Source organism: Rhodococcus sp. T9N, from assembly GCF_024436645.1.
In the GTDB taxonomy this organism is placed as follows: domain Bacteria; phylum Actinomycetota; class Actinomycetes; order Mycobacteriales; family Mycobacteriaceae; genus Rhodococcus_F; species Rhodococcus_F qingshengii.
Map to the genome: position 1 here is coordinate 46664 of NZ_JAMSKS010000014.1, position 15187 is coordinate 61850.

Consider the following 15187-nt stretch of genomic DNA (forward strand, 5'->3'; position numbering starts at 1 on the left):
GGGGCCGGAAACCGCCGCAAGCTGGGAGAATAAACTCACGTAGAGGTTAAATCTCGACGTGAAACGTTAAATGTGCGGGTCACGAAATGTCGCGCTGAGGCACGTCTTACGCAGTTGTCGCAAGGGCCGCGGCAAGCCCGAATGCGATGGCCATGAAGACAACTTCACCGATGGCGCGACGCAGAGATCCGTCCGAACTCATGCGGTGTGCAGCGCTCGCGACCACCCATGTCCGGCGCCACCACCATCCCAGGGCGACGAGCAGTCCGATCGCCACGATCTTGGCGAGGATCACCCGACCGTATGCGGTGTCGTAGAAGGCGGAGAGTGAGTCGAGTCGCACGACGGCGTTGACGATACCGGTGACGACCAGCGCGAGGACGCATCGCCAGGCGAGAGCGGAGTACTTGGGCAACCAGATCGCCCAGGCACCGCGCGACGGTACGGCAAGCGCGAGTGCGGCGAGCACGCCGAACCACAAGGCCGCAGCGAGGACGTGAACGGCGTCGAGGATCGATCCGAAGCTCTGCTGCGCCATGTGCCCGGTGATCGGGCGGGCAGCGAGCGCCAACGCGGAGACGACCAATGCCGGTGCGACGGGCACCGTCTCGGGATTGGTGAATCCGTAGATGCCGTAACAGACGACGGCAAACGCGCACGCGATGATCGCGACGCCGACGCGGCCGACGTTGACCTCGGAGACGAATGCGCCGAAGTGCCCGATGGTCAGCGAGGTGACCGGGGCGCCGTCGGCCGCTGCGGCATTGAGCACGAGGAGCGTGATCTCGGCGACGAGCCACACTGCTGCCACCGCGGTGAGCTGAGTCCACATGACGGCGGGGGTTGTCGCCGGGCGGCGTTCACTGCGGCCCATCCAGGCGAGCGTCGCGATGCCGAGGGTCAACGAACCACATCCGATCGCGAGAACGCGGACCGTGCTCGACGATTCGGGTCCCGACGGGCTGGCGAGGCCCCAGGCGATCAGGACTCCCAGCAGAGCTGTGGGTACGGCAAACAGCAACCACCACCTGTTTGCCGTACCCGTCACGCGATCAGCTCGACTTCGGCTTACGGAGCACGAAGAACAGCGCACCGCCGAACACGACGACGCCGGCGACGATGAAGATCCACACCGGCATGCTGCCGGACTCCGACTCACCCGTACTCGACGCGGCGGCAGCGCCGGGAGTGCCCGACCCCGCCTCGGTGAGGGTGAACGTCAGGGTTCCGTTGACGGGGTGACCGTCAGCGGAGGTGACGCGGTACGCGATGGTGTAGACGCCGGTCGGCCCGAGATCGCCGAGGTCTGCACTGACAGTGGGTCCTTCGACGGACGGATCGCTCTTGGTCCAGAGGTTGCCGTCCGGGCCGGTGACCGTCAGCGCCGCGAACTGTGCCTGCAGAGCCTCGTTGAACGTGACCGAAACCGTGTCAGGCGCAACCTGAATGGACGCACCGTTTTCCGGGTTGGAGCCGACGACCGCGGAGTGTGCACTGGCCGTGCCCATTCCGAGCATCGTGGCCAGCATCGCGAGCATGCCGACGGCGATGACCTTGATCCGGGTACTCATCAGCGCTTGCTCCTGACCAGTGCGCCGAGGCCGAGTGCAGCGCCCAACGCGCCGAGCACCAGGCCGACGCCGCCGAGCCAGCGGGCGGTGTTGTCCGACGAAGAGTCAGCGGCTTCGGATGCGGCGGACGTCTCGGCAGCAGGCGCTCCGTGGGCATCGCCGGTGGACGCGGCGAGAGTCAGCGTCGGGGCGGGCTTGTCCGGCTCGCTGCCGTCGGCAAGCTCTTCCTGATCCCAGTTGACGACGTTGCCGTCGCTGTACGTCTGGACGGCCTTGAACTCGACCTCGTCCTGCTCCGGCAGCGGGCCGGCAGAAAGGACGAACTGCTGGAACTGGCCGGGGGCGATTCCGACGCCGGGGTCGGCGGTCCACGTCACGGACTTGGCGACCAACGAGGTGGGGTCCTTCTCCACGACTGCGGTCCAGCCGGGCATCGGTTCGGTGCGTGCCGACTTGAGGTCGGGGAGTGCGACCGTCAGCTTGGTGGTCGAAGCGGTGTCGGATTCGGTGGGCACGCGGAACGTGAGAACGGAGTATCCGCCCTGCGCAGCTCCTGGTGCGACGACGCTGACGTGTGCTGAAGCAATTCCGGCGGCCAGCAGCACGGCGCTGCCGGTAGCGACGGTCGTGACAACCGCGCGCGAAATCAGGGTGTTCTTCATGTCGGGAAGTGTCCTCTTGGTCTGGTGAAGGGGGGCATTCTACGAATCTTCAGACCAGGGCAGGAGGACCGCGCCGCGAGATGCTGGCGCGAAGTAGAGCGTCGACAGGTCCGTGATGGATTCCGGTCGAGACGGTGTGGCCGCGGGAAGTGACAGCGGCGGGAGCCAGAGACGCCAGGACGACGTGGAGAGCGTGGGTGACAACGCGGTAGAGGCGCTCGGCGGCCAGGACCGCCACCGCACAAGCGACGGTGGCACCGGCGTGAGCACCGAGCATCACCAACCCCGGAGCGGGCGAATGAGCGTGCTCGGAGAGCGTCATGGTGGTGTGCGCGGCCAACTGACCCAGACCCAGAGCAACGATCAAGGCAGCGGGCCCCCGTGAGAGGGCGGGAAGGGTGGCCGTCACGGCGCCGACGGTTGCGCAGACGGCGAGCAACAGGGTCAGCGACGACGACTGTGGCAGCTCGCCTCCGCCGATCCCGTGCGCGGCGACAGCGAGAGCAGCCGAAGCGGAACCGACAGCTGTCCCCCGGAGGGTCGCGGTCTGCTCGGCTGCTCTCACTGGAGTTCTCAGGTCTAGCGCACGCCGAGACGTGCGAGCAGATCTGCTTCGACGCCGTCGAGTTCGGAAGAAATCGCCTGGTGAGCTGCTTTACGGCGAGCCTGCGGCATCTGCTCGGCAGCGCGAACTGCCGTGCTGAGGTCGCCGAGGCGCTCACGGATGGCGGCGGCGAAACGCTGCGTCTCCGCGTCGTCGGGCTTGCGGCTGAGGATCTCGGTGACCGAGCTCTCGGCGCCGGCGATACGAGCGCTCAACTTCGCGCCGTGACCGGTGTAGTCACCGAGCTGGTCGACGGCGATGCCCATCTTCTGTGCACGCGTGGTGTCGAGCTGGGCGCGCACCGCCGTGGCTGCGCGGTAAGCGATCGGCAGGAGAACGGGGGCAAGCAGACGTGCCACTCCCAGGTACTTACGCACCTTGGCGACGGTCAGGCCCTGATTCGCAGCGGCCTTCTCCTGCGCCTTCAGGGTCGCGATCTGCGCCTTTTCGATCTTGTGCTGTGACTCGATCTCGGCTTTCTCCAGCTTCTTGAGCGACTTGGTCTCGACCTTGTCGCGCTTACGCTGGCTCTTGGCGTTGAGCTTCGCCTCGACCTCAGCCTTGTGCTTGAGAGCCTTTGCCTCCGCCTTGCGGGTGGCACGAGACTTTCGCTTCTTGAACAACCCCATCGAAAAGGACCCCGTTTCCAGGTGTTTGTGTGTTGCCAGGTACCTGCGCTTCGGCTTCAGCCTAGGGGAGCACATAATCTTCGTCATCGTGTGTTCCGTTAACAACCCCGCGCCCCAGCTCCCGATCATCGATTCGGGGGCGTTGACCCGATGCCGTCATCGGGTGCGTCTGGACGGGTTGTTTCCCGGGAAATCGGCTTCGGAACCCGTCGACACCGGCGTCAAGCAGCGCCAGGATGCCGCGATCGCGAAGCGCGCGGAGATCGCCGAACTCGTGATCGGCGCTGCTCCCGAGCGTTGGGTGAAGATCAACCCTGATCAATCGGCGTCGGCTCAGGCTCGCGACACCTTGGCTGCCTGTGAGGCCGGCGCGGACCGGATCTGGGGCGCGGTCTTGCCGGTCGAGCGCGACACCGGACGCAAGGGTCGCTGCGAAATGCTCATCCGTGACGACGAGGGCGGCGGGTACATCCCCGTCATTGTCGTCAATCACAAGGTGACCGATCCCGGCCAGGGCGCGATCACCTCGGGGCTCTTCGAATGGGAGCCCGCGGCCGATCCCAAACGCAAGGTCCGCAGTCAGGTCCGCGATCAGATGCGCGTCGCGCAGGTCTATCGGATGCTCGAGCGTCGTGGGCTGGCGAGCCCGTCGCTGACGGCAGGCGCGATCGGATACAACGGAGACTGCATCCTCGTTCACGACCTCAGTGCCGTTCTCGACGATTACGACGAGCGTTTCGCCGACCGTATCGCTGTGGCCCGCGGTGAGGTGCTGACGTCTCCGTCACAGGTGAGCGAGTGCAAGTCGTGCCCGTGGTGGACCGAATGCAAGCAGGAGTTGGTTCGCAACCGCGACGTCAGCCTCGTCGCTGTCGGATCGCGGGCCGAGCTTCTGCGCGACGTGGGCTGCAACACGATCGATCAGCTGGCCGCCTGGGACGGTGAGCCGCTCGAGGATTGGCCGCACGGAAATTTCGACGACGCAGTCGTGATCGCCAAGGCGTGGTTGGCAGATGCTCCGTTGGTGCGGCGGTTCGAGAAGATCTCGGTGACTCGGGCGGACATCGAGATCGACGTCGACATGGAGAGCTATCAGGAGCACGGCGCGTACCTGTGGGGGACGTTGCTCAATGTCGGCGGCTTCTCGATGTATCGAGGATTTGCGACGTGGGATCCGCTGCCGACGCGTGACGAGGCGCGGTCGTTCGCAGAGTTCTGGGGCTGGCTGATGGCGGAGCGTGCCGCGGCCGCTGCTTCGGGTAAAACCTTTGCCGCATACTGTTATTCGCGTTCAGCCGAGGACAAGTGGTTGTTGGACTCGGCGCGCAGGTTTGCCGGTGAACCCGGGATTCCGAGTAAGGACGAGATCCGCGAGTTCATCGACAGTCCGCAGTGGGTCGACATTTATCAAGCAGTGAGTGATCAGTTCATCTGCCCGAACGGCAAGGGGCTCAAGAAGATTGCGCCCGTCGCCGGCTTCAACTGGCGTGACGCCGAGGCCGGGGGTGAAGCGTCGATGGCGTGGTACCGCGAGGCGGTCGGCTACGACGGTGAGCCGGACGAGACGCAGCGGACACGCATCCTGCAGTACAACGAGGACGACGTCATTGCCACCAAGGTCCTCCGTGAGTGGATGACGGACCGCGCGGAGAAGGAAATTCCGCTGGCTTCCGAGTTGTAGCGCTGATCCGTTCTGTCGCGATTGTCTGAAACATCCTATTGAACAGTATGTTTCAACTCGTAGTTTCTCGTCATCGTGTGTCCGGAACCCGCATCCGCGCTACCTTCATCTGGTCGGCTCCACGATGGAGGGTGTTGCATGCTGAGCAGGCTGACTTCGAGTGCGAGCGACGCCGAACTGTCTGACGTCGAGCGGCGCGACCTCTTCGCACGCCAGATACTGCAGGTGACGACGGTCGCGCCACTGGCCAACATGGTCAATGTACTCAGCGTGTGCGCTTTGCTTGTGTATGTCGTACCCCCCGGTCACAACGAGTTTCGGGTGATCTGGGGTTCTGCGGCCTTCTTGGTCGTCCTCAATTCGGTGCGCGTCTGGATACCGCGAGTCGTCCTGAAGGGCCGGTACACGCCCAAACATACGACGAGGTACGACTACTGGGCGCTCATGCTCGAGGTGATCCTGCTCGGGCTTCTGCTTGTCGTTCTCGCCGCCGCGATGCTTCCCGTGACGGACAACTCGCGAAAGCTTGTGCTTCTAGCGACATTCGCCGGAGTCATGGGCGCCGGCGCCGTAGCATTGTCGACGGTTCGGTCGATAGCGGTAGCGTGGATTCTGGTGCACAGCATCGGATTGCTCGTCGTTATCCTGCCCAAGAGAACTACGGAATACGCTGTCCTCTCGTTCCAGTTGGTCGTTTACTCGGTGACACTGATTATCGGCGTCGTGTACCTCTGGGCGTCGTTCCGAAGTCGTTGTCTCGCCGAGTTCGAGGCTGCTGCCGAGCGCCAGACGGTCAGTTTGCTTCTCGACGATTTCGAGGGTGGGTCACGCGACTGGCTGTGGGAAGTCGACACCACCGGGACGTTGTCGCACACCTCCGCTCGGCTGTCGCAGATCTCGGGAGTTCCCGTCTCCGAACTGCGAACCCTGTCGCTGCGCGGATTGTTGGATCGGCTCGACGTGGGTTCGACGAAGAGTGGCCGAGCCGCGGTCCAGGTCATCGGAGATCACCTCGACCGCCTCATGCCGTTTCGAGAGGTCGTCATTCCCGTTCGTGTCGACGGCGTCGACCGATGGTGGTCTCTGTCGGGTCATCCCAGGCTATCCGAGGCCACGGAGTTCGTGGGTTGGCGAGGCGTGGGCTCGGACATCACCGAGAAGTACAACTACGAGCGGCGAATTCTGTGGCTTGCTGCAACCGACGGACTGACCGGGCTCCCGAATCGCCGGACGTTCGGCTCGGAGCTGTCCGACGCGCTCGGCACCGTCCGAACCGGCGAGGAAGTCCTTGTCGGAATCCTCGACCTGGACAATTTCAAGTCGGTGAACGACACGTTAGGGCACCCTGTCGGTGACAAATTGTTGATTTCCGTTGCTGCACGGCTCAATCGGGTGGTCGACGGCGCCATGTGCGCGCGAATCGGTGGTGACGAATTCGGCGTCGTCTTGCGGGGAACAGGGGACGGCGGAGAGGTGTTCGCTCGCTATCTGGATGCATTGCGTGAGCCGTTTTACGTGCGGGGGAATCGCATCGAGGTTCGTGCATCGATCGGCTATGCCGGCGCACCCGCAGATTCCGAAGATGCGGACACGCTTGTCATGTCCGCCGACCTGGCGCTGTATGCGGCAAAATCCGCCGGCAAGAACCGGGTAGGAAGATACTCGCCGGTGCTGCGGGCGCGGGCCAGGGAGCGAGCATCGGCCCTGCAAGAACTTGGGCTTGCGATCGAGTCTCGGCAGTTCGAGCTGTACTACCAACCGCAGGTTCGTGCGGACACCGGCCGCGTCGAGGGTTTCGAGGCACTGCTTCGCTGGAATCACCCGGTGCGGGGCGTGCTTGCACCGCACATTTTCATCGATGTCGCGGAGGGGACCGGCCTGATAGTCCCTCTGGGGCTTCAGGTACTGAACATGGCGTGCGCCGAAGCCGCGACGTGGCCCGACGACACTTACGTGACGGTGAACGTCTCTCCGGTGCAACTGATGTCGTCCGGCTTCGGATCGGCCGTGAACGATGCGCTGGAGGCAAGCGGTCTGTCCGGCAAACGGCTTCAGCTGGAAATCACAGAGACGGGAGCAGTGGAGGAGCTTGCCGTCGCCGAGTTGGATCGCCTGCGTGCCACCGGAATTGCGATTGCCCTGGACGACTTCGGAACCGGCTATTCGTCTTTCGAGAGTTTGAAGAAACTGCCGTTGGACATCCTCAAGATCGACCGGTCGTTCATCACCGAACTGAGCGAGGGTGATTCGGCAGTTGTCACTTCGGTGGTCGAGGTGGCGAAGGCGCTCGGTATGCAGTCATTGGCGGAAGGCGTGGAGACGGCCGACCAGCTGAGGCTCTTGCTTACCGCCGGTTGCGAATTGGTTCAGGGTTACTACATCAGCCGACCGATGCCGGCGAAGGAAGTAGCCGAGTACCTCAGCGCAACTGCCCACTCCAACGGTGGGTATTTTCATTCGTTCTGACAACTGTGCGCCTTTATTAACCGCGGGCGGTTAATAAAGGCGCACAGCAGGGAGGTTAGCGCGGCGCCATGCGCAGTGCGCCGTCCATGCGGATGGTCTCGCCGTTGAGGTAGTCGTGCTCGACGATCATCTGCGCGAGCTGCGCGTACTCGGACGGCTGGCCCAGGCGGGACGGGAACGGAACGCCGGCCTCGAGGCCCTTGCGGTACTCGTCGGTGACGCCTGCGAGCATCGGGGTGTCGATGATGCCGGGAGCGATCGTGTTGACGCGGATGCCGAACTGCGCAAGGTCACGGGCAGCCGGAACCGTCATGCCGTGCACGCCGCCCTTGGAGGCGGAGTACGCGATCTGGCCGATCTGGCCTTCGAAGGCAGCAACGGAAGCGGTGTTGATGACGACGCCGCGCTGGCCCGACTCGTCGACGGCCTCGGTCTTGGCGATGGCGTCGGCGGCCAGGCGCATGACGTTGAAGGTGCCGAGCAGGTTGACGGTGATGACCGTGCGGAACAGCTCGAGGTCGTGCGGACCCTTCTTGGACAGGATGCGTCCGGCCCAGCCGACACCGGCACAGTTGACGACGATGCGCAGCGGGGAGCCCGACTCGACGATCTGGTTGATCGCTGCTTCGACCTCTTCGCCGCTGGTCACGTCGGTGGGGATGAGGGTGACGCCGGCGGGGACGTTGTCGCCTGCGCGCTCGATCGACGCGGGCAGATCCAGGCCGAAGACGGTAGCGCCGGCGTCGGCGAGGCGCTTGGCTGTTGCGGCGCCGAGGCCTGATGCCGCTCCGGTGACCAGTGCTGCGGTTCCCTTGATTTCCACTTCGTGTGCTCCTCGAGTTAGCGATCGGTAAGGCGGTGGTACGTGTCGAGAACCATAACGCGAGGGTGTATGTGAGGGCGAACGCGCGAGACCCGCGTAGGGCTGGGTACCTTGGACGCGAGGTCTGAGAGCAAAGCACCGGACGAGAGGGGACCTGCGTGAGCAAGGCGCCTGTGCGTCCCGCCGCTTCTGTCGAGAATTTCGAGCGGTTGCAGCGCGACCCGCTCTTCGAAGATCTTGCCGAGCTGATTGCCGAGGTTCTCTCCTACGCGTTCGACGCTCCGGCCGCCGTCGAGATCGAACAGTGGACGATCAGTTGCCTGCCGTCGACCAACCGATCCGCGGAGCGCCATCGCTTGTTCACGCTCAATATCGGTCCGATGGAGATTCTGAGCGTCGAGTGCCATCTGGTCGGCGGTAAGCCGATCGAGCACGTCATGTCCGTGTACGTATCCAGTTCGGCACTGGAATCGCGAACCGGATGCAGCATCGAAGAACTCGACGCCAAGCACGATCTGGTCGCCATCAGACGCACCGAGTTGGCGTCCGCCGACGGCGACGGGACCGTGATCGACTGCAGTCTCGAGGACTCGGATGCGTTGGAACAGTTTGCTCAACTGCCCGTCGACATGACGACGGTTCGTCCGCTCGCGGAGCATCTTGTTGCCAAGGGCAAGGGCCCATTTCGGCAGTATCACAACGCCGGGTTCGCCAAATATGTACTGGAAAGGTCGCTCGACCATGCTTGATCAGTTGCCCATCCGACTCCCGCGTGTGCTGCGAGACGGGGACGATGACGGCGCGGTCGACGTGCTGCAGGAATATTTCACGAGGCCGCTCCGAAAGACCGGTTATCTCCGAACCGGTGCGTTGTGGGATTCCTGGGATCCCAGTGGCAATCGCGATCGTGATGCGAACATCTTCACCGCGGAAGATCTTGTTGCGGTGACGCTTCTGTCGGTTCAGGTTCCGGCGCAAGGAGCCTTCTTCCTGCTCGGGGAGAACAATGCCGAACTGAACCGACTCCTGGCGGACGTGGGCCCGGATCGCGATCTGTCGAACGAACCCGATCCCTTCACTCCGGAATCTCCGGTGTGGCGGTTGGAGACGGCGCTTCGAGAGATTCACGGTGTCGGGCGAACCATGGCGTCCAAACTGATCGCGCGCAAGCGTCCGCGACTCTTCCCGATCTACGACGACGTCGTCGGGCGGGAGTTGGGAACGAAGTCGGCCCACCTGGAACCCGTTCGCGTAGCCATGCGGGAAGACGAGTTGCAGAGTCGACTCCTCGATCTACGTGCACGAGCAGGTCTCGACGAATCCGTTCCGGTCATCAGGGTGTTGGACGTGCTGGCGTGGATGCAGGGTAAGGGATACAAACCGGCACTCTAGCTTTCTTGTCGGTGGGTGGGTTTATTGTCGAATGTATGTTCGATAACGGATCGACGGGCGGTGTGGGGGCAGTCGTCGATGACGGCCGTCCTGTCGTCGATCCACTCATGTTGCCGGACATGCTCTTTGCGACGGCGCAGAGCGAGAACATGCTAGCCGCGCAAAAGGTGCTCGGTGCATCCATGTTGTCGGAGTCGAGATTCAACGCCGAACTCGACGTGTCCGGTGATGTCGACAAGGCGTGGCGGATCGCATGCAACGAGATCGCGGTCATGCTCACGTGCTCGCGTCGTACTGCCGAAGTCCACATCGAGATCGGTGATGCCCTACGGGAGTTCCTTCCGCTCACCAAGGTCGCCTTCGCTGCCGGCGAGCTGGACTATGCGCGTGTGCGCAAGATTGTCGACGGACTCACCGGGGTCGACCCCGAGGCGATCGCAGCACTCGAGCGCCGGGTACTTGCCTCGGCGCACCGTCTTCCGCCCGGGCAACTGGAGCGCGACATCGAGCGCCAGCTCTTTGCCTACGATCCGGATGCTGCCGCCGAACGTCGCCGGAAGATGCTGGAACACCGCGATGTTCGCACGCGAGCAGACCGTCACGGACTCGCCCAGTTGCAGGCAACACTCAGCGCGACCGAGGCCGTCGAAGCGCTTGGCCTGATCAACGAGGCCGCCGGAAGCGTCTGCAACCACGATCCACGAAATGTCTCGACCCGTAGGGCCGACGCACTGGTCGCTCTGCTGCACGGCGAACAGGGGCTGACTTGTCAGTGTGGCAGCGAAACGTGCGAGGCAGCATCCACAGCAGCTCGATCGACTGCATCCTCACGTCGGAAGCCGTTGTTGCACATCGTGTGTGATCTGGCGACGCTCCTCGGATTGATGTCAGATCCCGCGAGCATCGACGGATACGGGCCGATCGATCCTGATTTTGCTCGCGAGCTCGCCGCTGATTCCACCTGGCAGGCCTTGTTCGTTGATTTCCGCGCCCAGGCCGCGGGGAACCGACCGCGTCGGCAGCATGCTCCGACTGTCCTGCCGCTTGTCACCCGACGTGATCGCCCAAGTCGCGAACCGAACGGCTGCGGGGATCGGATTCGGGCAATGCAACGGTTGGTCGCGCGATCACCGGACATCGTTCGAAGATCGGATGGGCATGGCACCCAACCCGATCCGCCTCCCGGCGCGCTGACCTATGCTCCGGGAGCGGCTCTGGCCGCATTGGTGCGGGCCGTCGACGGTCACTGCCGGTTCCCTGGTTGTTCGGTGCCCGCGAACAGGTGCCAACTCGACCACATCACCGAGTTCGATCCTTCCGATCCGAGACGCGGTGGGTGGACCATTGCGAGCAACCTCCAATGCCTGTGTCGTCATCACCATCAGGTGAAGACATACAGGTTGTGGACACCGGTGATGCTGGAGGACCGTGCCATTCACTGGACCGATAAAACCAGCGGGTTGACGGCGGTCACGGTTCCGGAGAGGCACTGACTTCGAAGATGGTCTCCAGACCGTCTTCTTCGTCCCACTGCTCACCGACTTCGCAAAAATTGTACTGGCTGATCAGGTTTCGAGATGCGGCATTGTCCGGGCTGATGGTCGCGCGAACGATGTGTACTTCGGATTCGCGACTCGCGACGTCGAGAAGTATCTCGAGGGCGGTTCGTGCGTAGCCCTGACGCCGGAACGCCGGGTCGATGCGATATCCGACCTCCACCATCCCGCGCGCATCGGGGCGACCGTGGAATCCGGCCAACCCCACCGGCGTCGAGGTGCGGGCATCGACTGCGATGCGGGTGATCCACGCGCTGTCGAGGGGATTCTCTGCTATCTGCTTGCTCCGGTAGCGCCACAAGCCCTGGCATTCTTCGCCGAGGAGATACGGGGTCAGGAGGTCGGGTGCGAGTTCCATTGCAAGAGTGGCGTTGTCTTCACCCAGTGCGTGCAGGGCGAGTGATGGAACCTGGACCAGTTGAAGTCCACGTCCGTCGAGTGTCCAGGGTAGTTCGGTGACTGTCACAGGTCGGCGATCGGCGTCGACAGCGTTATGTCGACGCCGATGCTCCGGAGATTGCCGTCGAGAACCTGCCAGATGGAGCGTTCGAGGAACTCGGCCAATTCTGCGCTGGTCACATCGGAACCCGGCTGGCTGAGCCAACGGTTGACGCTGACGTCGACCAATCCGATGACGCCGAAAGCCAAGGGCTCCGCCATCTTCGACGGTTTGCCACGGCTGGTGAGGATCGTGCCCAACAAATTTCCCAATTGGACGGCGATTGCCGTCTTGGTTCCGGTCACCACTTTCGAACCGGTGGCCCGCGTACTCGGCGAGCCCTTGCCTAAAAAGTGGTGCAGTCGTGGATATTTCACAATCCACTGGAGGTAGGTCTCGACGGCCCGTGAGATGGCCTCGCCGACGGTGCCTTGTGGCGTGAGGGTGGGGGTCAGGTCGGTCATCATCATCTCGAGGATGCGGACTCGCAGCTGCTCGTCGAGGTCGGCTCGATCCTTGAAGATCCGGTAGACAACGGAACGGGGGACGTCGGCGCGCTCGGCGATCTGCTGGACGCCGACGTCGGCGCCACCTTCGTTGACTGCATCGAGTGCTGCGTCGAGGATCCGCGCTTTGCGCTGTTCCTTGTGATCGTTCCAGCGAGTGCTGCGCCCGTCGGGCTGCGCCGACTCGGCTGTTTTTGTCATAAATCGAACGATACTCACCCCGCCATTGACTGGACAAGATGTCTCACATACTTTGGTGGGACAGCGTGTCACACACAGATACCGTTCTCTTCAGGAGTGGCAATGAGTAACAGGGTTTTTGTCGTCGGCGTCGGCATGACGAAGTTCGAGAAGCCGGGAGCCCGCGAGTGGGACTACCCCGACATGGCACGCGAGTCGGGTACCAAGGCGCTCGAAGACGCGGGTATCGACTACACCGAGGTCGAGCAGGCATACGTCGGCTACGTCTACGGCGAGTCCACCGCAGGTCAGCGCGCTGTCTACGAGCTCGGTCTGACGGGTATCCCCATCGTCAACGTCAACAACAACTGTTCGACGGGATCGACCGCGCTCTACCTCGCCACGCAGGCGGTCAAGAGTGGTCAGGCCGACTGCGCACTCGCGCTGGGCTTCGAGAAGATGCAGTCCGGGTCCCTCGGATCCACCTACGACGACCGTGAACAGCCCCTCATGCGGCACCTCCTCGCTCTCGCCGAGCTGCAGGAGTTCGCGATGCCGCCGGCTCCGTACATGTTCGGCGCCGCGGGCGTCGAGCACATGGAACGCTTCGGAACCACTGCAGAGCAGTTCGCGAAGATCGCCGTCAAGAACCACAAGCACTCACTGAACAACCCGTACGCGCAGTTCCAGGACGAGTACACCCTCGAGCAGATCCTCGAAGCACGCCAGATTCACGGGCCGCTCACCAAGCTCCAGTGCTCGCCCACCTCGGACGGATCCGGCGCGGCGATCATCGCCAGCGAAGCATTCGTCGAAAAGCACGGGCTCGCTGCTCAGGCGATCGAGATCGTCGGACAGGCCATGGTCACCGACATGAACAGCACTTTCGAGGACAAGAGCGCCATCAGCCTCGTCGGCGCGGACATGACCCGCAAGGCCGCCGAGAAGGTATACGCCCAGGCCGGGATCACCGCCGACGACGTCGACGTCATCGAACTCCACGACTGCTTCTCCACCAACGAGTTGCTGACCTACGAGGCACTTGGACTGTGCGCCGAAGGTGACGGCGGCAAGCTCGTCGACGCCGACGACACCACCTACGGCGGACGCTGGGTGGTCAACCCGTCCGGCGGCCTCATCTCGAAGGGCCACCCCCTCGGAGCAACAGGCCTCGCGCAGTGCGCCGAACTCACCTGGCAGCTCCGCGGAACCGCGGACAAGCGTCAGGTCGACGGCGCGAAGGTCGCCCTCCAGCACAACATCGGACTCGGCGGTGCAGTTGTCGTGACCGCATACAAGCCCTACGCACGCTGAATCACACCCTCAACCCGCCAGCTACCCACTAGGAGTTTCATCATGGCTTCCGTTTCCGTCTCCGCCGTACTGCCCGCATCCCCCGAGAAGACCTGGGATGCGCTCTCCGATCTGTCTCGCTGGGAAGAGTGGCTCACCATTCACCAGGGCTGGAAGAGTGAACTCCCCACCGAGGTCGCGTTGGGCGCCAAGTTCACCGAGGTCGTCTCCGTGATGGGTATGGCCAACAAGATCGAGTGGACCGTCGAAGAGGTCGAGGTTCCGAAGATGGTCAAGATTGCCGGTACCGGAATGGCCGGCGTCACCGTCGAATTCATCCTCTCGGTCGAGGCCGACGGTGCGGGTTCGAAGGCAACCGTCGACGCCAGCTTCAAGGGCACCATGATCGTCGGGCCGATCGGCAAGGCAGTTGCCAAGAACGCCAAGGCTGATCTCGAGGCCTCGCTGGCCAAGTTCGCCGAGCTGGTCGGGTAACGGCTCGATGACGACACCGAAGACCAACGCGGTCGAATTCGATACGTCCGGGCTGGACGTATGGACCGATCCGGAGCACTTCGAGGTGACAGCCGAGCGCATCGCCGAATATGCCGCTGCCACAAACGACCCCATCGAGCGACACCTGAAAGGCGAGATCGCTCCGCCGGTCTTCGCGGTGGTACCCGTCTTCATGTCGATGGCACCCGCTGCGCTGTCGGTGGCGCCGGTCGAACTGCTGATGAAGCTCGTTCACGGTGAGCAGGACTTCCTGTTCCACCGTCCGATCTACCCTGGCGACCATCTGGTCGCTCGCGCCAAGCCCATCGGATTCGAGGGCCGGGACAACGGGTCCACCGTCGTCATCTACGTCGAAACCAAAACCGACAAGGGTGAATTGGTCAACGAGCAATGGATGACAGCGTTCTTCCGCAAGGTCGACGCGGGCCCCGGACTGGGCGAGAAGGCTCCCGAACACCGATTCGACGACGCTCTTCGCGCTGGTAGTCCCGCAGCGGTGGTGAATCAGCACATCGACGAGGACCAGACGTTCCGGTACTCACCGGCTTCCGGCGATCCGATGCCGATCCACCTTGACGAGGAGATCGCTCGGATGTCCGGTCTCCCCGGAATCATCAACCATGGACTGTGCACGATGGCGTTCACGTCGTGGGGAGCCCTGACCGAACTGGCAGGCGGCGAGACCGAGCGGTTGCGCCGTCTCGCAGTGCGATTCGCGAAACCCGTACTCCCGACCCAGGACATCGAGACGGTGTTCTACAAGTCGGGTTCGGCAGACGGAGCCACGTCGTACTCGTACGAAACCAGCGCGGTCGGCGACCTCGTGATCAAGGACGGCCTGGCGGTCATCGCCGACAAATGAGTCTTCA

General features: G+C 63.4%; 16 protein-coding genes. 8 read left to right on the forward strand and 8 right to left on the reverse strand.

Annotated features, from left to right (window positions below; translation table 11 throughout):
* Positions 1-106 precede the first annotated feature (106 nt).
* From M1L53_RS21685 to M1L53_RS21705, 5 genes are read right to left on the reverse strand one after another with little or no spacing between them, the layout of a single operon-like run.
* Positions 107-1048: a copper resistance D family protein gene (locus M1L53_RS21685; protein WP_003944164.1), complete on the reverse strand. Its 942-nt coding sequence runs from the start codon at positions 1046-1048 to the stop codon at positions 107-109.
* Between the two features lie 4 nt (positions 1049-1052).
* Entirely contained in the window at positions 1053-1571 is a 519-nt protein-coding gene (locus M1L53_RS21690; RefSeq protein ID WP_003944137.1) for a copper resistance CopC family protein, read from the reverse strand.
* Positions 1571-2233: a YcnI family protein gene (locus tag M1L53_RS21695; protein WP_054188685.1), complete on the reverse strand. Its 663-nt coding sequence runs from the start codon at positions 2231-2233 to the stop codon at positions 1571-1573. Before M1L53_RS21695 ends, M1L53_RS21690 begins: the two co-directional genes overlap by 1 nt.
* 49 nt (positions 2234-2282) lie before the next feature.
* Positions 2283-2798 carry a hypothetical protein gene (locus M1L53_RS21700; RefSeq protein WP_003944165.1) on the reverse strand — a complete coding sequence of 172 codons (516 nt, stop codon included), beginning with the start codon at positions 2796-2798 and terminating at the stop codon, positions 2283-2285.
* Between the two features lie 14 nt (positions 2799-2812).
* Positions 2813-3466 carry a DUF6474 family protein gene (locus M1L53_RS21705; protein WP_003944178.1) on the reverse strand — a complete coding sequence of 218 codons (654 nt, stop codon included), beginning with the start codon at positions 3464-3466 and terminating at the stop codon, positions 2813-2815.
* Positions 3467-3590: 124 nt separating this feature from the next.
* Here M1L53_RS21705 and M1L53_RS21710 point away from each other — a divergent pair, with 124 nt between their 5' ends.
* Together M1L53_RS21710 and M1L53_RS21715 are read left to right on the forward strand one after the other, a co-directional pair.
* Positions 3591-5147 (forward strand): TM0106 family RecB-like putative nuclease, encoded by a 1557-nt coding sequence (locus tag M1L53_RS21710; protein WP_054188741.1) that lies wholly within the window; start codon positions 3591-3593, stop codon positions 5145-5147.
* Positions 5148-5285: 138 nt separating this feature from the next.
* On the forward strand, positions 5286-7613 hold the full coding sequence (locus tag M1L53_RS21715; protein WP_054188684.1) for a bifunctional diguanylate cyclase/phosphodiesterase: 2328 nt from the start codon (positions 5286-5288) through the stop codon (positions 7611-7613).
* Positions 7614-7668: 55 nt separating this feature from the next.
* On the opposite strand, the gene M1L53_RS21720 is transcribed toward M1L53_RS21715, so the two are convergent.
* Positions 7669-8436 carry an SDR family NAD(P)-dependent oxidoreductase gene (locus M1L53_RS21720; RefSeq protein WP_003944195.1) on the reverse strand — a complete coding sequence of 256 codons (768 nt, stop codon included), beginning with the start codon at positions 8434-8436 and terminating at the stop codon, positions 7669-7671.
* Between the two features lie 158 nt (positions 8437-8594).
* Between M1L53_RS21720 and M1L53_RS21725 the strand changes: the two genes are divergently transcribed.
* Genes M1L53_RS21725 through M1L53_RS21735 form a run of 3 tightly spaced genes read left to right on the forward strand, consistent with a single transcriptional unit; the run spans position 8595 to position 11321 of the window.
* Complete coding sequence (locus M1L53_RS21725) at positions 8595-9185, forward strand: hypothetical protein (RefSeq protein ID WP_054188683.1); 591 nt, start codon at positions 8595-8597, stop codon at positions 9183-9185.
* Positions 9178-9828: a DUF6308 family protein gene (locus tag M1L53_RS21730; protein ID WP_054188682.1), complete on the forward strand. Its 651-nt coding sequence runs from the start codon at positions 9178-9180 to the stop codon at positions 9826-9828. The genes M1L53_RS21725 and M1L53_RS21730 overlap by 8 nt, the downstream gene beginning before the upstream one ends.
* Before the next feature lie 35 nt (positions 9829-9863).
* Complete coding sequence (locus M1L53_RS21735; RefSeq protein ID WP_054188681.1) at positions 9864-11321, forward strand: HNH endonuclease signature motif containing protein; 1458 nt, start codon at positions 9864-9866, stop codon at positions 11319-11321.
* Here the strand turns inward: M1L53_RS21735 and M1L53_RS21740 are convergent.
* A complete protein-coding gene (locus M1L53_RS21740; protein WP_054188680.1) occupies positions 11299-11850 on the reverse strand; it encodes a GNAT family N-acetyltransferase in 552 nt (183 codons plus the stop codon). The two genes, M1L53_RS21735 and M1L53_RS21740, sit on opposite strands and share 23 nt — an antisense overlap.
* Entirely contained in the window at positions 11847-12530 is a 684-nt protein-coding gene (locus tag M1L53_RS21745) for a TetR/AcrR family transcriptional regulator (RefSeq protein WP_007735953.1), read from the reverse strand. Before M1L53_RS21745 ends, M1L53_RS21740 begins: the two co-directional genes overlap by 4 nt.
* A gap of 102 nt (positions 12531-12632) precedes the next feature.
* Between M1L53_RS21745 and M1L53_RS21750 the strand changes: the two genes are divergently transcribed.
* From M1L53_RS21750 to M1L53_RS21760, 3 genes are read left to right on the forward strand one after another with little or no spacing between them, the layout of a single operon-like run.
* On the forward strand, positions 12633-13823 hold the full coding sequence (locus tag M1L53_RS21750; protein ID WP_007735955.1) for a lipid-transfer protein: 1191 nt from the start codon (positions 12633-12635) through the stop codon (positions 13821-13823).
* A gap of 42 nt (positions 13824-13865) precedes the next feature.
* Complete coding sequence (locus M1L53_RS21755) at positions 13866-14297, forward strand: SRPBCC family protein (RefSeq protein WP_030535858.1); 432 nt, start codon at positions 13866-13868, stop codon at positions 14295-14297.
* A gap of 7 nt (positions 14298-14304) precedes the next feature.
* A complete protein-coding gene (locus M1L53_RS21760) occupies positions 14305-15180 on the forward strand; it encodes a MaoC/PaaZ C-terminal domain-containing protein (protein ID WP_019746344.1) in 876 nt (291 codons plus the stop codon).
* Positions 15181-15187: the final 7 nt, after the last annotated feature.